22 protein-coding genes are annotated in these 25,610 nt (G+C 43.5%); 18 read left to right on the top strand and 4 right to left on the bottom strand.

Annotated elements, in window-relative coordinates:
- Window positions 1-161 precede the first annotated feature (161 nt).
- Entirely contained in the window at window positions 162-1,568 is a 1,407-nt protein-coding gene (locus QUA02_RS12330; protein WP_333028024.1) for a TIGR03985 family CRISPR-associated protein, read from the bottom strand.
- Between the two features lie 104 nt (window positions 1,569-1,672).
- Between QUA02_RS12330 and QUA02_RS12325 the strand changes: the two genes are divergently transcribed.
- The 10 genes from QUA02_RS12325 (at window position 1,673) to QUA02_RS12280 (ending at window position 11,714) form a co-directional block, all read left to right on the top strand.
- Entirely contained in the window at window positions 1,673-1,978 is a 306-nt protein-coding gene (locus tag QUA02_RS12325; RefSeq protein ID WP_333028022.1) for a CRISPR-associated protein Csx3, read from the top strand.
- A gap of 32 nt (window positions 1,979-2,010) precedes the next feature.
- On the top strand, window positions 2,011-4,287 hold the full coding sequence (gene cas10 / locus QUA02_RS12320; RefSeq protein WP_333028020.1) for a type III-A CRISPR-associated protein Cas10/Csm1: 2,277 nt from the start codon (window positions 2,011-2,013) through the stop codon (window positions 4,285-4,287).
- Between the two features lie 7 nt (window positions 4,288-4,294).
- Window positions 4,295-4,804, top strand: a complete 510-nt coding sequence (gene csm2, locus QUA02_RS12315; protein WP_333028018.1) for a type III-A CRISPR-associated protein Csm2 — start codon at window positions 4,295-4,297, stop codon at window positions 4,802-4,804.
- A gap of 59 nt (window positions 4,805-4,863) precedes the next feature.
- Complete coding sequence (gene csm3 / locus QUA02_RS12310) at window positions 4,864-5,853, top strand: type III-A CRISPR-associated RAMP protein Csm3 (RefSeq protein ID WP_445305166.1); 990 nt, start codon at window positions 4,864-4,866, stop codon at window positions 5,851-5,853.
- On the top strand, window positions 5,850-6,950 hold the full coding sequence (gene csm4, locus QUA02_RS12305) for a type III-A CRISPR-associated RAMP protein Csm4 (protein WP_333028015.1): 1,101 nt from the start codon (window positions 5,850-5,852) through the stop codon (window positions 6,948-6,950). Before csm3 ends, csm4 begins: the two co-directional genes overlap by 4 nt.
- Before the next feature lie 5 nt (window positions 6,951-6,955).
- Complete coding sequence (gene csm5 / locus QUA02_RS12300) at window positions 6,956-8,242, top strand: type III-A CRISPR-associated RAMP protein Csm5 (protein ID WP_333028012.1); 1,287 nt, start codon at window positions 6,956-6,958, stop codon at window positions 8,240-8,242.
- Window positions 8,236-9,000 (top strand): CRISPR system precrRNA processing endoribonuclease RAMP protein Cas6, encoded by a 765-nt coding sequence (gene cas6, locus QUA02_RS12295; RefSeq protein ID WP_333028009.1) that lies wholly within the window; start codon window positions 8,236-8,238, stop codon window positions 8,998-9,000. The genes csm5 and cas6 overlap by 7 nt, the downstream gene beginning before the upstream one ends.
- A gap of 11 nt (window positions 9,001-9,011) precedes the next feature.
- Window positions 9,012-10,265 (top strand): TIGR02221 family CRISPR-associated protein, encoded by a 1,254-nt coding sequence (gene csx2 / locus QUA02_RS12290; RefSeq protein WP_333028008.1) that lies wholly within the window; start codon window positions 9,012-9,014, stop codon window positions 10,263-10,265.
- 112 nt (window positions 10,266-10,377) lie between these two features.
- Complete coding sequence (locus QUA02_RS12285) at window positions 10,378-11,004, top strand: hypothetical protein (protein ID WP_333028005.1); 627 nt, start codon at window positions 10,378-10,380, stop codon at window positions 11,002-11,004.
- Window positions 11,005-11,087: 83 nt separating this feature from the next.
- Window positions 11,088-11,714: a hypothetical protein gene (locus QUA02_RS12280; RefSeq protein WP_333028003.1), complete on the top strand. Its 627-nt coding sequence runs from the start codon at window positions 11,088-11,090 to the stop codon at window positions 11,712-11,714.
- Window positions 11,715-11,911: 197 nt separating this feature from the next.
- Here QUA02_RS12280 and guaA read toward each other — a convergent pair whose 3' ends face one another.
- Window positions 11,912-13,513 (bottom strand): glutamine-hydrolyzing GMP synthase, encoded by a 1,602-nt coding sequence (guaA, locus tag QUA02_RS12275; RefSeq protein WP_445305165.1) that lies wholly within the window; start codon window positions 13,511-13,513, stop codon window positions 11,912-11,914.
- Between the two features lie 346 nt (window positions 13,514-13,859).
- A complete protein-coding gene (gene cbiD / locus QUA02_RS12270) occupies window positions 13,860-14,981 on the bottom strand; it encodes a cobalt-precorrin-5B (C(1))-methyltransferase CbiD (RefSeq protein WP_333027998.1) in 1,122 nt (373 codons plus the stop codon).
- A 438-nt stretch (window positions 14,982-15,419) separates the two neighbouring features.
- On the opposite strand from cbiD, the gene QUA02_RS12265 reads away from it, so the two are divergent.
- The 7 genes from QUA02_RS12265 (at window position 15,420) to QUA02_RS12235 (ending at window position 20,945) form a co-directional block, all read left to right on the top strand.
- A complete protein-coding gene (locus QUA02_RS12265; protein WP_333027996.1) occupies window positions 15,420-15,848 on the top strand; it encodes an STAS domain-containing protein in 429 nt (142 codons plus the stop codon).
- 302 nt (window positions 15,849-16,150) lie between these two features.
- The gene (locus QUA02_RS12260; RefSeq protein ID WP_333027995.1) at window positions 16,151-17,590 is read left to right on the top strand and encodes an MFS transporter; all 1,440 of its coding nucleotides are present in this window, start codon (window positions 16,151-16,153) and stop codon (window positions 17,588-17,590) included.
- Between the two features lie 89 nt (window positions 17,591-17,679).
- Window positions 17,680-17,913, top strand: coding sequence for a hypothetical protein (locus QUA02_RS12255; RefSeq protein ID WP_333027992.1), 234 nt, complete (start codon window positions 17,680-17,682; stop codon window positions 17,911-17,913).
- 60 nt (window positions 17,914-17,973) lie between these two features.
- Window positions 17,974-18,147, top strand: coding sequence for a hypothetical protein (locus tag QUA02_RS12250; RefSeq protein ID WP_333027991.1), 174 nt, complete (start codon window positions 17,974-17,976; stop codon window positions 18,145-18,147).
- Window positions 18,148-18,259: 112 nt separating this feature from the next.
- Entirely contained in the window at window positions 18,260-18,916 is a 657-nt protein-coding gene (locus tag QUA02_RS12245; protein WP_333027990.1) for a hypothetical protein, read from the top strand.
- On the top strand, window positions 18,913-19,869 hold the full coding sequence (locus tag QUA02_RS12240; protein ID WP_333027987.1) for a histidine kinase dimerization/phospho-acceptor domain-containing protein: 957 nt from the start codon (window positions 18,913-18,915) through the stop codon (window positions 19,867-19,869). Before QUA02_RS12245 ends, QUA02_RS12240 begins: the two co-directional genes overlap by 4 nt.
- 59 nt (window positions 19,870-19,928) lie before the next feature.
- A complete protein-coding gene (locus tag QUA02_RS12235) occupies window positions 19,929-20,945 on the top strand; it encodes a GGDEF domain-containing protein (RefSeq protein ID WP_333027985.1) in 1,017 nt (338 codons plus the stop codon).
- A 408-nt stretch (window positions 20,946-21,353) separates the two neighbouring features.
- On the opposite strand, the gene QUA02_RS12230 is transcribed toward QUA02_RS12235, so the two are convergent.
- Entirely contained in the window at window positions 21,354-21,995 is a 642-nt protein-coding gene (locus tag QUA02_RS12230) for a PEP-CTERM sorting domain-containing protein (RefSeq protein WP_333027983.1), read from the bottom strand.
- Between the two features lie 745 nt (window positions 21,996-22,740).
- Here QUA02_RS12230 and QUA02_RS12225 point away from each other — a divergent pair.
- A complete protein-coding gene (locus QUA02_RS12225) occupies window positions 22,741-25,515 on the top strand; it encodes a phospholipase effector Tle1 domain-containing protein (RefSeq protein ID WP_333027980.1) in 2,775 nt (924 codons plus the stop codon).
- The last annotated feature ends 95 nt before the right edge of the window (window positions 25,516-25,610 follow it).

Genomic DNA, 25,610 nt, shown 5'->3' with positions numbered 1-25,610 from the left:
GGCGGTTTTTGCGATCGCAATTCCTCTAATTTTTTAAATGCTATCAAGGGAATTAGAGCGCTCGCACTTAATTTAGTGCTAGTTTTCCACAGGAATAGGGGGGTTTTCCACAGAAATCGGCAAGTTTTCCACAATAACTTTGATAATTATCGAGCAAAAGACTATTGGTACAAGTTCTGAGTTTTTTGGATTTCTACAGCCATTTTCTGTCGCAAGTCCCAAGGTAGCAGAATCTCGACTTCTGAACCTAAAGCTCGCAACCACCTCAGCGGGTGGTAGTCTGTCTCTCGGTAAGTGACTTGGTAGTAAGCATCGTCGGTTGGGCGAGACTGAAGGATTTGTAAAAGTGCCGATCGGTGTTCTGGGTTGGGAGTGTATTGTGTGATTAATGTGGCGGCGCGATCGTACTCTATGGCGGTACAGGTATGGTGAATGCTGATTCCTTGAAGGTAGGATTGAGCGAAAGTGCGATCGAACCGCAACACCATCAGCCCAGTTTCTTTATAAAAATCGCAGCCCCAAGCTTCCTTTAACATATCGTTAACTGTTTTGGGAGTTGGCAGGTTATTTTCCTGATATTTTTCTTTGAGTAATTGGGGAACCCGAGCATCTTGCCAATCCAAGGATTCTAGACGTTTTGAAATAATGCGATCGAGCCGATATTTGTACCAATTAATTTCACCTCTGGGAGTGCTGCCGTAGGCACACAAATATTTAGCTCGATCCATAAAGTAAATGCAAACCGGATAAACAACGCACTCCTTAATCTGATTTTGATGAGCGCTGCGATAAGTTAATAGCAAAGGAGCGATATTTTGAGACTCCCAAATTTCCTGCAATTCGCTCTGAAATTGATCGACAGCATCTTCTAGGCTACTGGATTCGGGTACTAGATAATCAACATAGAAAAAGATGCGATGATTATCTTCATCTGCTTCCGCTAAAACTTGTTCCGCTAACAAAGGTAAACTCGGATCGAGAAAACTAAACATATCCAGATAAATCTGTGCTTTAGAACTCAGATTGCTCTCAGAATTGGAGTTTTCCGCTCGATCAAAGATTGACGGGATTGTTTCTAATCGGCGATAATTCTTACTTCTACCAGGAGCATCAGCGATTAGTTGCAGGCAATTCCGACTCACCAGCAAATCGAAATCATTTTGCAGAGATTTGCGGACTTGAGCGAATAACTTTTCTGCCAAGAGCTCGTCTAAATCGCGATCGGAAATTGCGATTTGTTTTTGTAAAGAATGCCGCCACTCATTTACAGACACGTCCCATTTGATTAACCACTGTTGCGTTGTTTTGTTGCAAGCACAATTTGGATCGGGATAGTTGGCAATATCTTCTTGCTTTTCATCTTTGTAATTGTCGCCAAAGAAAGCTGCGCGCCAATCAGCATAGGTAAAGGAATTTGCAAGGGCATTATATCCTTCGTCGCTGTAAAGCCAATTTAACAAAACCCATAACCGGATGGCGCGGGTGAGATTTTGCATTTGGTCGAGAGTTCCGTTGGCTAACTGTTGTAAAATTTTGGGGTTGGGCGGATTGGGAAAGGTTGGGTACACGGTGGTTTGAGGGATTGGTGTTGTGTTTTTATAGCGTAAGGGCGATCGGAAGGGGGGTATTCCGATAATATGCGATAATCGGGTATACCAAGTGGGAAAAGCTGATGACTGCTTACAAGATTGAGCTTCAGGGTGAAGTGTTGAAAATTGGATTTGGAGAAGCTGCTCAAAACGATCGCATTGTGCGAGATGCGGCGGCTCGTTTGGAGGAAATGAGCAATTCTGGAGAGTTGTCGGGAGGGCGGTTAATTAAAATTAACGGACCGGCATCAGTACCTGTAGCCTGTGTTTTGGCGCACAAAGTTTCTCACCTTTACGGTGCTGTTGGAGTTTTCGATCCGAAGTTGGGAAAATATGTAATTGCAATTACTCACAGTCCTGAGTATAATTTGGGTGACTTAGTTGATTGATAGTTTGCTAGGTAATAGAGGAAGTTTTAGATATGCCATCACAACAAGTTGCTCTCCAAGTTATCCAGCAAGCTATCTGCGCTTTAGCAGATTGGGCTGAGGCCACATTACCCGATGGCTGTCAACGCTCAAAAGAATATCGAGCCGTGACTAAAGCGAAAGGATTATTGTCATGGCACGACGATACTCAAATAAGTTACTTGGAGTTGCTATTTGATGCTGTCAAGTTTGCAGATAGCAAAGACACAGATTTTGAATATCATTATTGTCCGGTAGTGGCGATCGACGCTAGCGAGGATTCTTACCCGTCTATTCCTTATCCGTTGACAAAACCTCCCGATTTAGAAGAATATAAAGAAAATCTCAAAATAGAGTTAGAAAATATTCGGGAACAAGACTGGCAAAACTTATCGCTGTTAACTCTGATTTTAGAAAAGTATGGTTCTTGTCTCAGTTTTTGCGAGGGGAATATTGCTTTGATAGATATGGCGCGATCGACGGCTGCGGTAGCATCTGCTTTGGTTGAGAATCCTGATGCAACTGCGATCGGTTTAATTGCCGGGGATTTATCGGGAATTCAAAAGTTTATTTACACGATTTCTTCGGATGGTGCGCTGAAATCTCTCCGCGCTCGGAGTTTTTATCTGGAATTAGTCACAGAAGAAATTGTTCAGCAGCTTTTGGAAGAGTTAAAGTTACCACGTACTAATGTTATTTATGCGGGTGGCGGTAATTTATACTTGCTGGCATCAAACGATACAATAAAGGTTCAAGCTGCTTTATGTACGATTCGAGAGCGATTTAATAAGTGGCTAAAAAATACTTTTCAAGGTAAACTGTTTTTAGCGATCGATTATTTACCTGTGCCAACTACAGCTCTAAAAACTAAAGAATTTGCCGATCTCTGGACACAAGTAACCAAGAACCTCGCCAAGCAGAAACTTCGCAAGTTTGAAGGTCACATTCATGACTTTATCCAACCCAAACCGAGTCATGAACCTTGCCGAGTTTGCCATCGCGATGATTTGCAAAGTCTCAAAATTTTAAATCGCTTTGAGCCTGATTCGTCTCCTGCTTGTTGGATGTGTCGCACTATGTTTGAGCTGGGCGATGAATTGTTTGATATTAACGCAATAGTGCGCTCTAAGCGATCGAATATTAAAGGCGGAGTCCAAAGAATTTATTTGCCAAATTTATATTACTACTTTTTTCAGGAAGGCGAACTAGCCTTACAAGTAGCTAAAGATGATGAAACAGTCTTGCTCGTTAACAATTGGGACTTAAAAAAATATCACAAAAATAATACTGTACCGTTGTTATTGGGAAACTATGCTCAGCGAAACGAAGAAGAATCGGGTTTTATCCGAGCAGGTGAAATGGCAGAGAAAGCCAAGGAAGCAGGAGCGATTCCTAGAGTTGGTTACTTGCGGATGGATGTAGATAGACTGGGGCGGATTTTTGCTGAGGGTTTGGGTGAAAATCAAACTTTACCAAGATTGGCTGGACTTTCTCGCCAAATGAGTTACTTCTTTAAAGTCTATCTCAATAGTTTGGCAAAAAACCGCAAGGAGAATTTCCTAGAAACTCGAAAGAGTGTTAAAATCTTAGAGAATGCAAAATATTTAACCGAGGGCGATCGCCCAAATCTTCTGTTCATTTACGCGGGTGGCGACGATCTATTTGTCAGCGGTGCATGGAATGAGATAGTTGAATTTGCCTTTGACGTTTACCAGTGTTTCCGATCTTATACGGGAAAAAATCCAGATATTACATTATCTGGGGGAATTAGCATTGATAGTGCTAAATTTCCTCTTTATCAAGCCGCTAAAACATCGGGCGAGGCCGAAGAAGCTGCTAAAGGCAATGGTCGCGATAGTTTGGGTTTGTTTGGAGGTAAGTTTAAATGGGATGAATGGTTGGGAATTCAAGAAAAATTGGCTGTTATAGACGAGGAGATTAGAAACTACTTAAGTCCAGAATTTAAACCGGATCTGTGGGGAATATTTCCCCTCGTCGAGCAACTGAAAAATCTAGATATCAATTACTCCAGAAGTTTTATTCGCAACCTGTTGATGACTGCTGAAGCTCAAGAAAATATGCTGGCAAAAATTCAGGATAAATCAGCAGAGCAAGAGAGGGAAATTCGTTACTACTTACATTTGCCTAAAATCGTTTATACTCTGGCGCGACTTCCCAGCCAAGTCCGAGACCATGAGAATTTTTATCCGGTGCGAACTTCTCTGAAAAATCCGTATAACGCGCCGTATTTTAGGGCTATCGCAACTTGGCTTGAACTACTAAACCGCTAATATCAAAATGCCTGAACCACCTAAAAAAGTCAATTCTCTAAATCTCCCTAATCCTGCAAATATACAGGAAAAACAACAACTACACACCTCGGCAGATAAGACGGTTATGTCCACTGAACCGCCTTTAGAAATTACGAAAAGGATAGTCAAAACAATTACTGGATTAGAAAGTTTAAAAACTTATCCGATTCGTGACTTGGTTAAACACGCCGAGGAGTTTGGTCCTTATTTGAAGCAGCAACGATTAGAAACTAATCAGGTTCGCAAGTTCCTCGACGCTGTTAACCAGATGAAAGTTACTTTGGCTCAAACGAATGACTTTTCCAAAATAGAAACTGAAGTAGTTCTCCTCAAACCAAAACTAGCCTACGCCGCAGCCAGACAAAAAGCTGCAAAACCCATGACTGATGTGATGTCAGTGGCGATCGACAAAGTACACAGCACCGAAGATTTTGAGCGTCTCGTTCAACTGATTGAATCAATTATTGCCTATCACAAAGCAGAAGGTGGAAAATAGCTATGCCTGTATCTCTTGCACAAAAACCTTTACTCGGTAAAGTTCGCATTACCAGTACGCTGAATGTAGAAACCGGATTGCACATTGGTGGAGGAGGAGAAAGTCTCGACATCGGAGGACTTGATAAGCCTGTCATTCGCGACCCTTTAACTCAGCATCCTTACTTACCTGGTTCGTCAATTAAAGGCAAACTGCGTTCAATTTTAGAAAGATTGGAAAACAAGCCCGTGAACAGACCTGGTGGAAGCGGTACTTATCGCTACGAAAGCGATGATTTAGTAGATGGATTTACAGAAGTTAAACAGGGAAAGGAAAAACCACCTCTGCTAATTTTTTACGACGGCGCTCAAACTTGCAAAGTCTGCCGCGTTTTTGGATCTACGGGGGTAGATTGTTGGGTGAAAACTGATGCCGTTGAGGCAGAGCAATTAGAAGCAGTAAAAGACAGTTCCAAGCGAAGGATTGCTAAAGCTAATGATGGCAGTAGATTGGGGAGTTTTGTAGAGGAAAGGGAAGGAGAAATTGGAGAATTATACAGTAAAGTTAAAGGACGGAACGCGACAGCGCGTTTGATTGTTCGGGACTGTCATTTACAAAGGGAATCTGCGGAAAAACTGGAGAGGGTAAATACCGGACTCTACATGACAGAGTGGAAGTTTGAAAACGGTATCGATCGCATTACAGCAGCAGCCAATCCCAGACAAGTAGAAAGGGTTCCTGCTGGATCAAAATTTCAGTTTGAACTGATTTACACGGTTGAAGATGCTTCTCAAGCTATTGAAGATTTGCAGAATCTGGCGATCGCACTGGCATTATTAGAAGATGATGCTCTCGGCGGACACGGTTCTCGCGGCTATGGCAAAGTCAAATTTGCGGATTTTCAGTTTTCTTTTCGCAGTTTAAATCAATACCGTCAGATAGCCAGCGGAGAATCTGGTTTGCCCCCAATTCAACCCGTGGCTAATACAGAAGCACTTCTCGAAAACTTCGGCCGCTTCCGTGATGAAATTCAGCAGCGATTGCTGCCAGGAAATGGGGGGGAAGCATGAATAACTGGAGATTAGTTAAACTCAATTTTGGCAACTCTCCTGCTCATTTTGGGGAATTGGGAATTGGGATGGAGGAGACGAGCGATCGCGTGCGTTCTGACACTCTATTTAGTGCTTGGATTAGTGCTTGCGCTCGATTGTTTAAAAAGGATGACTTTGAGAAAGTATTGCAGCGGTTTCTCAACCCGCAGCCATCCGTAACGATGAGTTCGACGTTTGTCTATCGCCATCACGACGATCGCGATATTTACTATTTGCCACGTCCTTTAAAGTTTCCCGCTAACTACCCTGCTGGTGACGGAGACTTAGAATTTTTCAAGGCTTACAAAAAGATTAATTATTTGCCTTTAGAAGTGTGGCATAAATGGTATCAGGGAGAAGGATTTACCAGTGAGGACAGACAAGAACTAATTAAGGAGACTAACAAGAAAAAATCTGATGGCTTTTTGCACGAACAGGGAACTTTTAGCTATAAAGAAGCCTTTAAAATTGGTCAAGAACCAAAAATAGCAGTAGACCGCGTTACCAGAGCAACCAACTTTTATCATACAGGTTTTGTGCAATTCCAATGGGAGCAAAACGGTAACAATATCAAAAGTATATCGGGTTTGTACTTCCTGCTCAACTTTTCTCAGAAAGACGAAACCTTAGAAAAGCAACTCCAGGCTGCTTTACAACTGCTTGGTGAAGAAGGAATAGGGGGCGAACGCAGCAGCGGTGCGGGACACTTTGAAGTTGAATGGTTGCCATTACCTGAAATGTGGCAAAAAGTAGTGAATTTCAAGGCAAGTCATTACAGTCTAATGAGTTTATTCTGGGATGATGATTTGTCAGCGCTAAAGCATTTGATAACCGAAGATAAAGATGCTTGCTATGAAATTATAGAGCGAGGAGGTTGGATTTCAGGGCAACAGTTGCGCCGCCAAATGCTGCGAATGTTTGTGGAAGGTTCGGTTTTTTCGTCGCCGCCATTAGGAAAAATTGCTGACGTTACACCTCATCAATTAATAGATAAACAAACTAAGAAACCTAAAAATCATCCGATCTACCGCAGCGGCATTAGTTTAAGTCTTCCTATCAAAGTCAATAGTGAATAAATATCATGACTGCTACTTCTCACCTTGCCATCAAAAAACCTGAAGCTTCCGAATCAAAGCGGATTCAGCTAACAAGTCCTATTTTACATATCGGCTCAGAAGTCTCGCGCTTGAATCCTTTTGAATATGTCCAAACATCTAAAAGGGTTTATCTCCCCGATCGAGAATCTTTAGCAAAAGTGCTGTATCAGCGGGGTCGATTGAACGATTATATTCGTGCCATTGAAGAGCAGAAAAGTATTACTAAATTGCTTGAAGATGTCTTGGGCGAACAATGGTGGAATGCTACAGGCGAAAATGGCGATCGCATTTTTCCTGAAATTGCCGTCAGTCATAAATGGACTGAAAATTCGGTGACAGATTTGCGTCCGATGATTCGCAACGGCATGGGACAATTGTACATTCCCGGTTCGTCGATTAAAGGGGCAATTAGAACTGCGATCGCCTACCACCTCCTCAAAAATGAAAACAAATATCAACTACCAAAATCTGCCAGCCTTAGTGTCATAGAAATCCAATTACGAGAAAAACTTGGTAGAGGGGAAGTCGCAAATAAACACAAACAAAAATTTTTAGATGATGAACTATTCATGGATAGTTTATTCACTGATTTTGCTCTATCATATCAAGGGCGATCGGTCAAAAGCAAAATTGGGCCTAACACGGACTTCATGCGAGCCATTAAAGTCACCGATTCTCAGCCTTTGCTAGAATTCAAAAAAGTCAGTAAGCAAGGAACAAATGTATTTTTTAACTTACCTATAGTTGCTGAAGTCATTGTCTCCAGCCGCTTCCCAGATTATAAAGCTAAATATCGCGCTTCCATTTATGCGGAAATGGTTCGCAACGTGCAGACTGAATTCACCCTGAGTCTGGATACGGAAATGCTGCAATGGTTCACTCATAGCGAAGGGATGAAAATACCGTTTAAAAATCTGGATGAGTTGCTGAAAATTTGTCGAGATTTCGCTCAAGAGCAATGGGATGCTGAACACGATTATTGGGAGGATATCAAAAATAATCTCTCTCAAGGTAAAGACTTAAATTTCAGCTATATTCAGGAACTATACGAACCGACTGAGTGCCCTTATAGCTTAAGGGTTGGTTGGGCAAGCGGAATGTTGGGAACTACGGTTAGTTTATGTCTTGATGAGAAATTGGTAGCCGAAATCCGCGATACTTGCGGAATCAAAGCACCGGGTTTTGAAGCACCCAAATCGCGGCGGACTGTTGTAGATCATAAGGGCGATATCAAATATGTACCTGGATGGGTAAAGTTTAAGCCATGCTAATTCGTTCTACCTGGACATTAACTGTATCCGAACCCGCTGTTTTACCGCGCGCTTACCATTTAGAATTGGTGAAGGAGTTGCATCGCCGATTAGGATTAGAAGTCGGGAGTGAGGCTGTACCTTCTGTAAGTTTTTCAGGAATTCAGGGTTTCTACCAAGTTTCAAAAGATTTTCAGACGTTTACACCAGATGAGCTTTATACCTTTTCTTTGTCTGGCTTGCAGGAAAATGCTGCAAAAGCGATCGCCTCCCTGAATCTCTCACCATCTCTCGAATTTCTCGGTGCTAAATTTGAGATAATTAATCGAGAAGATGAAATCACCAGCTACGAACAACTTTACACGGAAATTGTAGCCAATGAACCAGAACCCGTCCGCCGCTTTGACCTTAAATTTACAACTCCGACTGCTTTCGCCCAAGGTTCCACACACTTAGCTTTACCCGTTCCCAATCAGATGTTTCGCAGTTGGTTAGAAAGGTGGAATCACTTTGCTCCTGTTTATTTGGGGAGTGATGAATTAATCGCTTATTTGAGTCAGGCTGTTTTATTAAAACACCACAAGATTCAAACGCGATCGCACCAGTTGCCGAGAGCCTATGTCAACGGGTTTGTTGGCCAAGTAACGCTGCAAATTCCTTACCGTACTGATGCTTTGCTGGCTAATGTTGCTAATTTGCTGGTTCAATACAGCCATTATGCAGGTACGGGAATTAAAACCCGTTTAGGAATGGGCCAAACAATTGTAAAACTAGATTAAGGAGATTACCAATGATTCAAACAAAGATTATTACATTTTTAGGTAAATCTCCACGAGAAACTATTTACAGCCATAGCGATCGCACCTATAAGGGTCAAGTATTTGCTGAAGCACTGCACCAGTTTTGTGAATATGACACTATGTTAGTGTGCGTCACAGAAGAAGCAAAAGCAACTACTTGGCCTCTATTAGAAGCACTAGGAGATGCGCGTATCAAGCCGATTGATATCCCAACTTGTAGAACTACGGAGGAAATGTGGGAAACTTTTAAAATCATCACTCAATATGTTGATGAAGACGATCGCGTAATTTTTGATATTACTCACGGACTCCGATCGCTTCCTTTTCTAGTCTTCTTATTCGCTGCTTACCTCAAAGCGGCGAAAAACGTAACAATTGCAGCTATTTACTATGGTGCTCCTGAGTTAAGCGACAGCAAAAATAACGTACCAGCGCCTGTCATTGACCTATCTGAATTTGTGTCAATGATTGATTGGATTACAGCCACTAATCAATTTGTCAAAATAGGAGACGGACGAGAACTCGCTAATTTACTTGAAAGTGCTATACCATCAAAATTAGAACTAAGCGAAATTCCATCTAGCAGACAAATTAGAGACAATCTTAAGAATTCGGTTGAAGCAATTGAGAATATCTCTCTAGCTTTAAGTGTAACTAGACCTATTGAGACGATGGAATCGGCTACTAAGTTAGAAGAAATTCTCCAAAAAGCTGCACAAAATTTTGCCGATCGAGCTAAACCATTTTCACTTTTATCAGACAAGGTGGTTCAACAGTACGGACAATTTGCTCTCGAAAATCCTAAAGATGAAGCAGCATTGAGCCAGAATCTGCGGCTACAATTGCAGATGATTAAATGGTACATTGACCGAGATCAATTAGTACAAGCAGTCACTTTAGCGCGTGAGTGGTTGGTTTCTATCTTAGCGCTGCGATTTGGTGAACCCATGTTCGATAATTCAAAAGGTCGCAAGTATGTAGAAGCTGCTCTAAATAATGCAGTTGAAAAGAATAAACGTAATCCTCGCCCTCCTCTTGATAGCCGTTGCAATGAAAAGTTTGCAGCTTTGCCACAAGCAGATGAACTTGCTAGTGTCTGGAGTCAAATGGCAGAGTTGCGTAATGATATTGCTCATTGTGGCATGAATAATCAACCTCAAACTGCTGGTAGTATTAAGAAAAAAGTTCTATCACTATCTCTTAAATTCGAGACAATTAGCGAGGAACTATTGCCAGATAAATAGACTGAAGAATAAATTTTTGTCAAGGCGATCGCCCTTCCCGCCAAAAGCGATCGCCCTTTCCCATACTAAAATCAGTTCAATAAAATACCTAACTTAAATTTGGTAAATGATTATGCCATTCAGCGCTTACAAAACCATCGATTCTGTTGTCAAAAAATTTCAGATTACCTACACCAAGTCTAACTTTATTATTGAAACTGAATTCAACATCCCCGACTACTTTCGAGAAGACTTGGAAATAGTCATGCAAGATGGTGCAACCGACTGTTCGGAATATGCCATTTGCGAAAACCTGATTTATCCAGTTTTAAAGGAAGTTTGGAAGCAATATCGCCAAAAATTTATACTGTGGAGTCACAAATCCTTAACCTATGACGAAAATCTCTCAGGATTTCCCGAGTATATATTAGCGAAAAAATCTCCGTTGGGAAATGTTGTATTTGACAAGCCTTACTTTTTGTTAGTTGAAGCAAAACAGGATAATTTTGAGGCAGGATGGGCGCAGTGTATGGTGGAGATGATTGCCGCACAGCGACTGAATGAAAACTCAGAGCAAGAAGTATTTGGGATTGTCTCAAATGGCGATCGCTGGCAGTTAGGCAAACTTAAATCTAATGTTTTTACTCGCAATCAAATGTTTTATACAATTCAAGAATTAGACAAACTTTTCGCTGCTATCAATTACGTGTTTCAACAGTGCGAATTGCTACTAGATGCTGAAGCCACAAGCCAGAATTGAAAGCCTGAAGCGGAAACCGATCGCCCTTTCCCCATGCTAAAATCAGCTCAATAAAATACGCAACCTAAATATGGTAAGTGATTATGCCCTTTAGCGCTTACAAAACAGTCAGTTCAGTCCTCAAAGAATTTCAGATTACCTACACCGAATCCAATTTTATAGTAGAAACCGAGTTTCATGTCTCTGACTATTTTCGAGAAGATTTGGAATTTACAATGCGAGAGGGAGTGGTTGACAATTCAGAATTTGCAATTTGCGAAAATTTGATTTATCCAGTGCTCAAAGAAGTTTGGAAGCGCTATTACAGCGGGTTTGTTTTGTGGAGCCATCAATCTCTCACCTACGATCAATATCTTTCAGGGTTTCCTGAATATATTTTGGCTAAACGTTCTTCATTAGGAAAAGTCGTCTTTGAACAACCTTACTTTTTGTTAGTTGAAGCGAAACAAGATAACTTTGAAAATGGATGGGCGCAGTGTTTGGTTGAACTGATTGCCGCACAGCGACTGAATGAAAACCCAGAGCAAAATGTTTTTGGAATTGTATCAAATGGGGGAGTCTGGCAGTTAGGCAAACTCAAATCTAAGGTTTTTACTCGCAATCAAATGTTTTATACAATTCAAGAATTAGACAAACTTTTCGCTGCTATCAATTACGTGTTTCAACAGTGCGAATTGCTACTAGATGCTGAAATTGCCGATCGCAATTAAACACGACCTCCCAAAGGACACAGCAGTGCTGTGTCCCTACAGATATCGGTAAGGACACAGCAGTGCTGTGTCCCTACAAATATAATGTGCATTCAAATAGATTAACCCTACAATCCCTCACTCCGTGCAGGCGGACGAAAGTACGCGCGAGGGAGAGGTTTCAACCTATCAACACCGGCACATCGCCGAACCAAAAATCACTCCCACTCGATCGTTCCCGGCGGCTTAGAAGTAATATCGTAAACCACCCGGTTCACCCCCTTAACCTCATTCACAATCCGGTTCGAGATCAGTTCTAACAAATCGTAAGGAACCCGCGCCCAATCAGCCGTCATCCCGTCTTCACTCTTAATAAACCGCAGAACGATCGGGTAAGCATAAGTGCGCTGATCGCCCATCACCCCTACACTGCGAATCGGCAGCAAAACTGCAAAAGCTTGCCAAAGTTCGCCGTACAATCCGTGGCGGTTAATTTCTTGGCGAACTATGAAGTCAGCATCTCGCAAAATATTTAGTCTCTCTGCGGTAACTTCTCCTATAATCCGAATCGCCAATCCCGGGCCCGGGAAAGGTTGTCGGTTCACGATTTCTTCCGGTAGCCCGATCGACCGGCCGACTTTTCGCACTTCATCCTTAAACAGTTTTCGCAGCGGTTCAATCAGCTTAAATCGCAAATCTTTCGGCAAACCGCCGACGTTATGGTGGCTTTTAATTTTAACAGCAACTCGCTCGCCGCTTTTCGGGTCTGCATTAGTGTCAGCCGACTCAATCACATCAGGATAAAGAGTACCTTGGGCGAGATAGTCGAAAGGGCCGAGACGCTTCGATTCTTCTTCAAATACGTTGATAAATTCGTGACCGATCCGCTTGCGTTTTACTTCCGGATCGGTAATCCCTTCAAGTTGAGCTAAAAAGCGTTCGCGAGCATTAACATACTCAACGTCAATGTGAAATTGCTCTTTAAATAATTTCACCAACCGTTCAGGTTCTTGCTTCCGCATAAACCCTTGGTCGATAAACATACAGGTAAGTTGGTCGCCGATCGCCTTGTGCAGCAAGAAAGCCAAAGTAGAAGAATCTACGCCGCCGGAGAGAGCCAGCAAAACTCGTTTATCCCCCACTTGCGCGCGAATGTCGCGAATCGATTCCTCCACAAAAGTAGCTGTCGTCCAAGTCGGTTCGCACTCGCAAATATGGTAAACAAAATTGCGAATTAAAGCTATTCCCCCGATCGAGTGAACTACTTCTGGATGGAACTGAACGCCGTACAAATTTTTCTCGTGGTGAGCAACAGCAGCAGACGGAGTATTGTCCGTGTGAGCGAGGATCTCAAAACCAGGCGGCAACTCGCTACAGGAATCTCCGTGGCTCATCCACATCGTGCTGCCTTCTTCGACATTTGTCAGCAAATCCGTAGGATCGTCAATAAATAGCGATGCCTTGCCGTATTCGGCTAACTTAGCCCGCTCAACTTTCCCGCCGAGCTGCTTTACCATCAACTGCATCCCGTAACACACTCCCAACACGGGTATTCCCAAATTCCAAATTTCTGGGTCGCATTGGGGAGCTCTTTCATCGTATACAGAGCTCGGGCCTCCTGAAAGAATAATTCCTTTAGGATTGATAGCTGTTAACTGTTCTGCCGTAGTGCGGTAAGAAATAACTTCTGAATATACTTGAGTTTCGCGAATGCGGCGAGCAATCAGTTCGGAATATTGCGAACCGAAGTCGAGAATCACGATCGTCTGGCGATCTATCTGCTCCAGAAAAGAGTTTGTGAGGACTGATTCAGTTTCTATTTGAGTAATCACGGTTATTGCGTAGTTGCTAATTGCTAATTTGGCCGAACGTAGCGGTGGTATCTGTCGCGGTCTCAGTACAATACTAAGGAAGGCGAGCAACCATTTGTCGCTAGGAATAAATCTTATTTATACTAGATTGCAGTCAGCGATGTTAGTCAATTAATAGGACCTGCGACAAGCATACATTTACTTCTAGCCTTACCCTAATTAATTGAACTATTGCGTCAGAAACTGCGTCCAGAAGCAACCTAGTATAATTAAGGTCTAGGGACTGAGAATTATTACTTGTTAAATACTATCCCTGACCGATATTTAAACAGAATTCAGGGATATTTACACTACATTAACAAATTTGAGTCAGAAATGTATCTCCTATGTCACTTTTAACAATAATTTTGCGATCGCGCCCGAACATCACCGAGCCCACGGGGATTCTCCGGTTGGTGTGAGTAAAAATGCAATCCGATGACCGCAAGTCTATTTGTCGCGCGATGTCGCCGTAAATTCGATCGACCCAATTGCTGCCAGTTTCCGCGTCCAAAGCCCGCAGTTGCCCGAGAGCGTCTTCGGCTGTAGCTGCAGCAAAAATTGCGGAACACGCATCGGCGGGCATTGCAGCCTTAGCGCAGTAAGCTGTGAGAATTTCCCTGCGCCCGTCGGCGAGGTGGTGGTGAGTGTGAAAAATCCCCGCCGCCAATTTCATCAGTTTACCGTGATAGCCAAACAGCAAAATCGATCGCACGCCCTGACACCCTGCTTCTACCAGCAGCGGGCCCAGCCAGTTAGCGGTTTTCACCAGCGCTTTGGGATTGATACCGAGTTGTCGCGCCAAATCCAAACCGTTTTCGCCGATGCAGAAAACCAAACAGTCAAACAGTTCGGCTTTTTGTTGCAGTTGTTCGCGGTAAACTTCCAACTGTCCGGGGGCGCTCAGGGGTTGAGAAATGCCAGTGGTACCCAGCAGCGAAAGTCCTTCTACAACGCCGAAAGCTTCGTTAGAAGTGCGGGCGGCTAGTTGGCGCCCTAGCGGCAGAATCAGGGTGACAGTAATTTTTTCTCCCCGTTCGAGTTCTCGCCCGAGATTCGATCGCAGCAGCCGCATCGCGTAATCATAGATTGCCGCTCCTCCACCTGCTTTATGATGTCCAATTCCCTCGCCGCCAACAATCTGTATTTGTTCCCCCTCGAACCCTCTCCCCAATTCCACCATTGCCCAAACGGGGGTATTGCGAGTCAGATCGAGATTTTCCCCCGGATCTGAGCGAGTGATGGCTAAAGCCGTACCAGTTTTGAGTACAGAGACTTGCTCGATCGCAATTTCTACCGTTATTTGCGGTTCCAGTAGATTTACTGATACGCTATCTAGAGACTGAATACCTGCACGTAAGCACCGCAAAGCTGCAAGTGCGGCAGCACAGGCAAATACTGGCAGTGTATACCCGGATAAAGGTTGAGTTTTTGTCACGGTCGAATGCAGAAATCAGTAAATTTGCCGGCGATCGACATCACGCACTAGCAGTGATACCCCTCAAACATTTAAGCTTAATTCTAGGGTTTGCTATTATCAGCAGTTAGCGTGAATTTTGTCAAGTGATAATTTTGTCCTACCAGTTTCCTTGAAGCAAGCCACACTTTTTTTGAGGTGCGTTAGCGAAGCCCTTGTAGAGAATCGCCAACAACCGACTCCGAAGTCTTACGGGCACCTGCGGGAGATTTTCACAAAAAACCCGGGATCGCGATCGCTTGGAGTGACAAATTGATTCCCACAATTAAGTACAAATACTGTAAACAGGTTCAAAAAAAAGATGGTTACAGCTATCTTCCACATACCTTGCACCCTTTTTCCTCCCATCTACCCCGTGCTGAGTACAGCTATGGTGAGGGTCTCTCAGGGGGAAGAAAGATGAAGACCGCCACTACCCTTATGTCGTCAGTTGTTTCGGATTCAACCGCTCAACTCGCTCCAGAAACCACCGCATCCAACACCATTGTTTTGCAGCCCAAGGGCTGTCTCGGCGGCATCGCTGTCTTAGATTTCCAAATTAATTTGGAGCAAGCTTTAGAAAGGGCGGCCCTTGGAGTTGTCGTGGATATGCAGCAAGTGGAGGCTGTCGCCCCAGACGGAATTGCCGCGCTGGCCCGAGGGCTGGAGTTAGCAGCTATACTCGGCAAGTCGATCGTCCTTCATTCTATAGATTTAGCTAGCCGTAAACGTTTGAGAGCGGAGTGGAGGATCTCGCGCGAAATTTGTTTTGGCCCTTGGGGCGACTTATTTGACGGGGAATGCGAGCAATTTTTGGCAGGCGAAATGCTGCGATCGCTTCCTTGTTAAGCCCTAAAACCTACTTTTTTACAATTAGCCAATTTATATCTCCCAAGCGGTTGATGTCTCAGCGATCGCTTGCCATTTATATTAATAACAATTACCCGGAAGTGCCAGTCTAGCTTTCAAGCTAACATCTTGAAGGCGCGACTGGCTTTATCTTAAGAGGCTAGCTCAGCAATTTATAGCATAAAGATTAAAATTTATTTACACCTTCGCGTGAAAAATAATTTAATAGCAAGCAAGCCCCAAACCCTTACAAAACCAGGATTTGGCAATTCTTTTATCTCCGATCTAAAATATAAAATCCTATGACTATGGTTGAACCAGTTGCACAGTTAAATGAACCTCTATCTCTTCAGACTCCTGAAATACTAGACAAGCAAATATCTCAGCTCGTTCTATCTCCAACAACAGCTCTCAAAATTTCTAAACAAGAAGTTCGATCGACCCTGAAAGCCTCTACTCTAGACGGCGTTTTTGCCACTGTCTTCGAGTCGGCGACCGGCGGCGTGCTGTTGAGCAACTTCTTGCTGCAACTCGGCGCGAGCAGCGTGGAAATAGGTATATTCTCTGCTATTCCGATGGTGGTAAATCTCCTGCAACCATTAGGAGCCTACATCGCAGACCGCACAACCAGCCGCCACTGGTACAACCTAGGCATATTCGGCGTGTCCCGGCTGCTGTGGCTGGTGTTCGCGGTGGCAATTGTTTGGGGTTCCCAGCACGCAGACCCCCACCAACTGCTGCAATGGACGCTGGTAACAGTCGTAGCAGCTAGCGTGCTGGCAGCTTTTGCCAATTCTAACTGGTTCAGTTGGATGGCTGCTGTGGTTCCTCACCGTTTGCGGGGACGCTATTTTGGCTTTCGCAACAGTGCTGTCAGCCTCATCACTTTGCTGGGAGTGCCGTTGATGGGATTGGGAGTGTCAAGTTGGGGCGCCGATCCAATTTTGGGCTACGGTATTGTTTTATTGGTGGGTGTTTTGGCGGGAATGATTAGTTTGGGGTGTCAATTCTTCATGGTTGATGTGAATCCCCAGGTATATAAAAAAGATGCAGAGAGCAATCGACTTACAGATAAAAAAGAAAAAAAAATAACAGATTTTGTGCCTTCTGTGCTGAAAGATTCTAATTTCTTAATGTTTATTCTTTACTTCAGCGTGTGGACATTTGCAGTTAATCTCAGCGCGCCTTTTTTTAATATCTACCTGCTGAAAGATTTAAGCTTGGATGTGAGTTTGGTAACGATTTACAGCAGCTTGAGTTCCGGGGCAAATTTACTGCTGCTGCTGTTTTGGGGCAAGTTGGCCGATCGCTGGGGAAATCGCCCTTTGCTAATTGCTGTTGGGCTGGTGGTGGCCCTAACGCCTTTGCTGTGGTTGGGTACGGGCAATTACCCGTTTGCCCTGTGGGTGTGGCTGCCGCTGCTGCACTTGCTGGGGGGAACGACTTTAGGGGCGATCGGGCTGTGTAGTAACAATATTCAAATGGAGATAGCGCCGATCGAGCAACCTTCGACTTATTTTGCGATCGCCGCAGCAGTTTCGGGAGTAGCTGGGGCTTTGGGAACTACCGCCGGCGGCTTTCTTGCCGAACTTCCCGGCATGACTTTGGGGGCACTGTTTGCCCTCTCGGCTGCTGTGCGGTTGGTGGGCTTGCTGCCTTTGATTTTGGTGCGAGAACCCCGCAGCTTGTCGCTGCGGTCGATCGTCCCCACTTTTGAACGTTTCAAATTTAACCGGGGCTAGGAAATTTTCGCACAAATTTACCGATCGAGAACTCAGAAACACCCACAGTACGTTGAGAGAGCAACTCAGGAGTATCGCGTAATTAAACTTTGGGAAGTAGAAGCGCCAACATTTTTTTAACAAAAGTTAAGATATTTGCTTCCTTCGTACCAGTGCTCAAAGGCGGTGGTGAGGAAGTAGTAGTGCAGCAAGGAGTTCAACTTTTGCGTGCTGATGAACAATTAAATGAGTTGGAAAACCTGTTAGCTTTTTTTGCTACCTTTGTATTGGAAACTCGGTTAGTTCAGCAAATTATGAGGTGGGATATGGCTGTTTTACGATAATCGCCTTGGTATCAAGAAATTTTGAGGGAAGGAGAGCAACGAGGATTCCAGCAAGGAATCTTGTCAGCTATTGAATTTTGGTGGGAACTAAAATTCGGTACGGAGGGATTACAGCTATTGCCGGAAATATCTCAGATTTCGGATATGAATGTATTGAGGGCGATTCAGGAAAGACTCAAGACGGCGAATAGTTTGGACGAGGTGCGCCAAATTTATCGAGTAAGTGAAATGTAACCATCATCGGTGCTTCCCAAAACAGAAACTCGTTCGATACGATCGCTGACAAAACTGGTGCGTCAATTTCAATTCGATCGGCTTTTAAAACTAGCCGAACCCCTGATAACCAATGATTAGCCATCGCCCCCACAAATCCCAAAAAACTCGACAAATACCCCTAAGATTACTGCTAATTATCCCCTTTGTCCTGCAAATTGTCGGCGCGGTGGGGCTGGTAGGCTATCTTTCCTATCGTAGCGGGCAAAAAGCGGTAGAAGATATCGCAAATCAGTTGATGGATCGGGCAACAAATCGGGTTCGAGATCGCCTCTATATTTCCATAGAAATCCAACAACAAGCTGTAGCATTGAATCATCGCGCCGTTCAACAGGGTTCTCTAAACCTCAAAGATTTCGAGCAATTACGGAATCACTTTTGGCAGCAGATCCTGTATGCGTCCCTGTCAGTCAACAATTACTTCTTCGCTAATGAAAAGGGAGAGGGGATTGGCTATCACAGGATTTTCAGTCAAGAGACGATCGAACAAACCAAAAAGCTGACTGGGGAGAACCTAGAGATTGGTACTATTCTTTTCAGCGAAGTCAGACCTGAAAAGCTAACCCAGCGAAACTATTATTTGGTTGACAACCAAGGTATAGCCAAGAAACTCATTTATCCATTGGCTGTAGATATCCGCCGCACAGACTGGTATCGGGCTGCAAAAGCTGCCAAAAAACAAACGTGTCGCCGATTTATGTTTATCGGATTATACCAACATTGGGCATGAATGCTGTAGTTCCTGTCTATGATGCTACGGGAAAGTTTCAAGGCATTTTTAGTAATAATGTTATTCTGTCTGATATCAGCACTTTTTTAAGTAAACTAAATTTTTCGCAATCTGGACAAACTTTTATCGTAGAGCGTTCCGGCGATCTCGTTGCTACATCCACCCTAGAGCTTCCTTATGTAAATCATGAGAAGAAACCGCCAACTCGTTTGTCCGCTACTGCAAGTCAGGATGGATGGACAAGGGAGATCGCCACTCACCTCAAGCAGCAATATAGCGATCTAAACCAAATTCAAACCGCTATACACTTCAAAGTAGCAGTTAAGGGAAACACGCTATTCGCTCAGGTTATACCTTATCGAGATAATTACGGTCTGGACTGGTTGCTGGTGACGGCGATCCCCGCATCTGACTTTATGGGACAAATCAATGCCAACACCAAAACCACAATTTTACTTTGCCTATTGACTTTAGTAATAGCGACGGGATTGGGAATTATTACCTCAAACTCGATCGCTGCACCGATTCAGCGGTTAAGTCAAGCAACTGAAGCGATCGCTAGCGGTGAACTCAGTCAGGTTGTGGAGATAAAAGGAGTTTCTGAACTAGAAACCCTAGCAGATTCCTTTAATCAGATGGCAGGACAGTTACAAACCTCTTTTGAAACCTTAGAAAATCGGGTACAGGAACGAACGTCAGAATTAGCCCTTGCTAAACAAAAGGCGGAAGTAGCTAATCAAGCCAAAAGTACCTTTATTGCTAATATGAGCCATGAATTGCGATCGCCTCTCAATGCTATTCTCGGCTTTTCTCAATTGATGGTACGTGCCAAAAATATCCCTGTAGACCTATATGAAAATGCCAGTATCATTTATCGCAGTGGTGATTACCTATTGACGCTAATTAATAATGTTCTCGATCTCTCGAAAATTGAAGCAGGTAAAACTACGTAACCGCCTTTGAGTCAGGGGGTATAGATTACATTACCAAACCCTTTCAAATCGAAGAAGTAGTGGCGCGTCTGGAAAATCAGTTAACCATTCAACGCCAGCAATGCCTTCTGGAACAAGAAAATCTTAAGCGCAGAGAAGCAGAAGAGGTACTTGATCGATCGAGGGCTTTAGTTGCTAGTGTTTTGAATAGTTCACTGGATGGTATTGCCGCGATGCAAGCTGTTCGCAACCCTGAAACAGGGGATATCGAAGATTTTCGTTGTTTAGTCGTCAACCCCGTGATTGCTAGAGCTTTTAACAGTAACGGTGAAGAGATGATTGGTAAATTGGTTCTCAAAAAATTCTTGAATCGTATTGAGCCAGAACTATTAAATTGCTTCGTTAATATTGTCGAGACAGGGGAATCTTTAAAGCGGGATTTTTACTATGAATCAGGAGAGTCTTCCTGGTTTCATTTTGTAGCAGTAAAGTTAGGAGATGGTTTTTCCATTACTATCCGCGATATTACAGCACGCAAACAAATGGAGTTGGCTCTCCAAGATGCCAATCAGAAACTAGAGCTATTGGCGAATTTAGATGGTTTAACTCAGGTGGCTAACCGTCGCTGTTTTAACAATCGCCTTCAAAGTGAATGGCAACGCTTAGCGCGAGAACAGCAGCCACTTTCCCTAATTTTATTGGATATTGATGTTTTTAAACGCTACAACGACTGCTACGGTCATTTGGCTGGCGATGATTGCTTAATTAGAATAGGTCAAACATTACAAACAGTAGTCCGTCGTCCCCCCGATTTAGCAGCGCGTTACGGTGGTGAAGAATTTGTGGTACTTCTTCCGAATACAAATTTAGAAGGAGGAATTAAGGTAGCAGAAAACATTCAGCAAGAAATTCACGATCTGGCGATTCCCCATGCACAATCTGACGTGAAGGAAATCGTCACAGTTAGTTTGGGTATTTCCTCACTCATACCCACGTTGGAAGTTCAACGAGATACACTGGTAGCCGATGCAGACAAAGCATTGTACGATGCTAAACAACATGGGCGCGATCGCTGCGCTATTTATCAGCGATCGTAACTTATACCATTTCTCCAAAATATTGCTAAAATGTTCATCTAGCAGCCAATGGAATTAAATTCGATCGGCACATTCTACTGTTGCACGATTGGGGATAAGTGGTATTACTTAATATTTCATAATTTTATTTATAAAACAATTGACGCATTTTTATCGTGAATCATTTGACATGGCGAGCGCTTTTTTAACCTCATCAGATAGTCTCGGACACGCAGAGCCTCATTTTGTATGACTGGAGTTGACAATTGATATCGTGTCCGCTCTCAAAAGAGCGATCGGTAAGGTTTGTAGAGAGGACGGAAGTCCTCGCTCAGAAGCGGACTTCCGTCCTCTCTACAAACTGTTTTTATTGCGGGCACTCGCGTTGCTTTGAGAATCGATCGGACGCGATCTGACAATTGTCAACTGTTAATTGTCAACTGTCATGGAAGATGCTTGCTTTTTTTTAATCAGCCATCCGATTCCCAACATCAAACCAGGAATAACTGTCGGTTCCGGTACGGGAACGGATGTCGGATCGTCGGCGATTTGTCTGACCGATCGGTATCCCGTGCGAAAAGAGGTGTAAAGCCCACAAAACGAATTGGGCGGAGCAAAAGGCGGACAATCTTTGGGAATGGTGGCAGTAGTATATCCGGCACTTACTGTCTGCATCCACAACTCTTCCCCACTTTCGTTAGTCGCCCTAAAGGCTAAGGGAGCTACGCCAGGGTCTGAAGGGTTAGCTTGAGGGTGTTGATAGATAGACTGAGGACTGTAATTGAAAAAAAAGCTGGAAATGTCTTCCTTACCCCATGTTGCCTCTTCTTCCGATGTCCCTCCGAAAAAGTATCGATATGTAGCTTGGAACGTATCGAGTCCGTCGAGTCCCATTGTCCCTTGATTTTCAAAGGTAAAATTTATAGTACCTGAAAATCTGATATACAGTGAACTTTCTGGTGTTCCCATCTCGAACGTAGCTGCTGAAGCCGGGGGTGTCGAGCAAGCTGCAAAACCGATCGCGGCAGTTGCAGCAGCAGTCGCTGCAAGTTTGTGGCAAATTTTATTCATTGTTGGTGAATCATTATGGATGAAGTTGATGCGCGTGAAATCGATCGAACATTGACAACTCCCCGACCTAAAAGCCATGCAATGAGGCTGCAAGGTGAATATCTTTTAAGCTAAACTCCCCCACTTAGTGGCGGTATCGCTCCTTAACCTATGAACAGGCTCAGCGAATAGGCTAAGCCCCGACATTCGCTGTCAGAGTTTTGTACTAGCAATTTTTTTTGCTTTACCCTGTCTTTATCCTGTCTTTACCCTATCTTTAAATAGGCGCTCTATCAAATTTTTGAAGCGCCAATACTCTGGATTTATACTTTAGCACGCTCTATTTACAATGAAACCATCTGGATATTAATAATTGTTAAGTAATTGAAAAATAGTCGCTCGATCGGCTTGCAGTAACAAGCACTTTCAACAGTAAAAATTACGCTTCATATAAACATATATTAAATCGTAACTTACTTAATATTTTTTTGTAATTTTATTTATAGAAATTTAAATAAAAAAATTAGATTGACATATTCAAGGCAGTAAAATAAATTAGATGTCGGTCGGGGACTACTTGGCAGCCAAACAATAGCTCAAGATTGTCCGGCGAGCGAAATTGACTGGATTAGACAGTTTTTCATGATGAAATTAAGAGGGAGCGCCTGACGAGAAAAAGGGAAATTGGCGATGTGAAGTAACTGATTGCCAACGCTCGATCGAGCGATCGCGATCGAAATCTCAGATTCAAGGAGAAAATGTAAAAATGAAACGTCTGATCGTTTGCTGTGATGGAACTTGGCAACAACTAAATAGTAGTTACCCAAGTAATGTAATTAAGCTTGCCCAGGCAGTGAAATCGAGCGCCAGTGACGGGGTTCCGCAGATCGTGTTTTATGACGAGGGAGTTGGATCGGATAGTAACAAGATTTTGGGCGGAGCCACTGGACTGGGAATCGATCGAAATATACAAGATGCCTATCGTTTTCTTAGTCTCAACTACGAGCAGGGTGACGAAATCTATCTATTCGGGTTCAGTCGCGGTGCTTACACAGTCAGGAGTCTAGCGGGGATGATCCATTGCTCCGGTCTCCTAGACCGCCCTCATATTACCAGGGCATCAGAAGCTTACGAGCTTTACCGCAACCGAGGCATTAAACCAAAGGATAAGATAGCAGCCGATTACCGCGAAGATTACGGCGATCGCGTCCCGATTACCTTGCTCGGCTGTTTCGACACCGTTGGAGCCCTTGGTATTCCTACTCTACCCGCCTTCAAGAAGTATGACGAACAGCTCAAGAAAAGGTACAGATTCCACGACACCACTTTAAATCAGTCGATTCAGAATGCGTTGCACGCCGTGGCGATCGACGAAGTTCGCCAAATCTTTGATGTTACCCTGATGAAGAAAAATCCTGATGTCGATCACCAGCGGGTTATTCAAGTTTGGTTTCCCGGCTCGCATATCTGCATCGGCGGTGGATCGGAAGAATACAGCGGTTTATCAGATACCGCCTTGCAGTGGATGTTGGATTCAACGCGTAACCTTGGATTGGGGCTTGAATTCGATCCAAGTGCCATTCCCACAGGTATCAATCCCAATTATGAGATTGATTTTAAAAACGCTCCTGGGTTTTTCAAATTAGCAGGAGTCAAGTTCCGCGAGGTGGGCGATGCCATTGAGGATCTTCATGAAAGCACGCTCAAGCGTTTGGAAAGCCGAAAGGACTACCGCCCCAAAAATCTAGAAAGCTTTTATCTAAACTTAAATCCAATTGAAGAGGATAGAAAAGACTCGATCGAGAACCCGGAATTGAGGCTTGGCAATCAATCGAATCTACAAGAACCAAAAGGAAAAACCATATCCAATCTACAAGAACCAAAAGGAAAAACCATTATGTCTTCAAAAAGAGACACATCAAGAGACGGGCTGAAAAACAAAATCGAGACTTTGCTTTTAACTAACTTCAAGCCGGTTTGGAACTTCATTCAAAGCAACGAGGGGCTTAGCAAAAAAGTCAACAAAACTCTGATTAACAATGCCGTCTTAAAAATTCCCACTCGCCCCTATCCGTTTAGTACCATGTCTCCCTACCCCTCTTGGGAGTCATTAAACGATCGCACTTATTCGGGACTCCAACTACCGCCTACCGATTGGAAGCCCTTAACCGATAAAAACTACATAGGGGTTAACTTAACACCCACAGAAAATTTTGAAAATAATTTACCGGATCTTAAGGATTTAGAGGTTTTGTACCGCAAAAAAGGGAAGACGAAATATTCGCCCAAATCCTCTCTTTTGTTCCCCTATTTCGTGCAATGGTTTACCGACAGTTTCCTGCGAACCGATCGACTGGATCACCGCAAAAATAGCTCCAACCACCAAATCGATCTGTGTAACGTCTATGGTTTGAACGCAAGTATTACTCACCTGCTGAGGTCTCATCAAGGAGGCAAGCTAAAAAGCCAAATTATTAATGGCGAAGAATATCCTCCTTTTTACTATGATGAGAACGGACAGCCCAAGGAAGAATTCACAGGAATTCCCCATCAAATAGTAGGTGAATTTGACGAGAAAAAATCGGATAAACTACCCTATGAAAAAAGACAAAAATTATTTGCAATGGGGATAGAGTTAGAGCGAGTCAACGTGCAAGTTGGCTATGTAATGCTGAACGTTCTTAGCTTAAGAGAACACAATCGCGTGTGCGACCTATTGGCAAAAAATTATCCAAGTTGGGATGATGAACGCCTTTTCCAAACCGCCAGAAATATCGTGATGGCAGAGTTTCTGAAAATTGTGCTAGAGGATTATATCAACCACATTACTCCCTATCACTTCCAATTCTTCACCGATCCCCCAGCATTTAATAATGAAAAATGGTATCGCACCAATTGGATGTCGGTAGAATTTACTTTAGTTTATCGCTGGCATAGTATGCTGCCAGATAAGATAATCCATGACGGGAAAGAAATGTCTGTGCCAGAGTCGATGTGGAACAATGATATGATTATCAACAAAGGTTTGGGAGCTATATTTGAAGAAACTTGTTCCCAACCAGCAGCGCAATTGAGTTTATTCAATACGCCGGATTTCCTGATTCCAACCGAGACAGCCAGCATTCGTGTAGGTCGTGCGGCAAAATTAAGAACCTACAACGATTACCGCGAACTGTGCAAGTATCCGCGGGTGACGGATTTCCATCAAATTAGCGGCGATGAAGAGGTCCAAAAAGAATTGAAACGATTGTACGGTAACGTAGACAACATTGAGTTGTATGTGGGACTCTACGCAGAAGATTTGCGGCCAAATTCCGCCTTACCTCCTTTAGTCGGACGACTGATAGGAATTGATGCCTTTTCTCAAGCTTTCACCAATCCTCTGCTAGCCGAAAATGTCTTCAATCCCGAAACTTTTTCACCTGTAGGTTGGGAAGAGATTATGAATACCAAGACGCTCTCCCAGGTGCTGAATCGCAATGTTCCTCCCGGTAAAGAGTACAGAGTTTCTTTTTATAATCAGGGTTGGCAACCAGCTTAGAGCCTTGCATGGTTCATGGTATTGTATAAAATTAGGCAATTAACCATGAACCATCAACAATCAACAAACCAAGCTTGATATCAATTCCGATTGCA

This window comes from Microcoleus pseudofavosus SVA1_A4 (genome assembly GCF_036700565.1).
Taxonomy (GTDB): Bacteria; Cyanobacteriota; Cyanobacteriia; order Cyanobacteriales; family Microcoleaceae; genus Microcoleus.
Note: the sequence above shows the minus strand (reverse complement) of the source record. Positions and strands in the feature narration are given on the sequence as shown.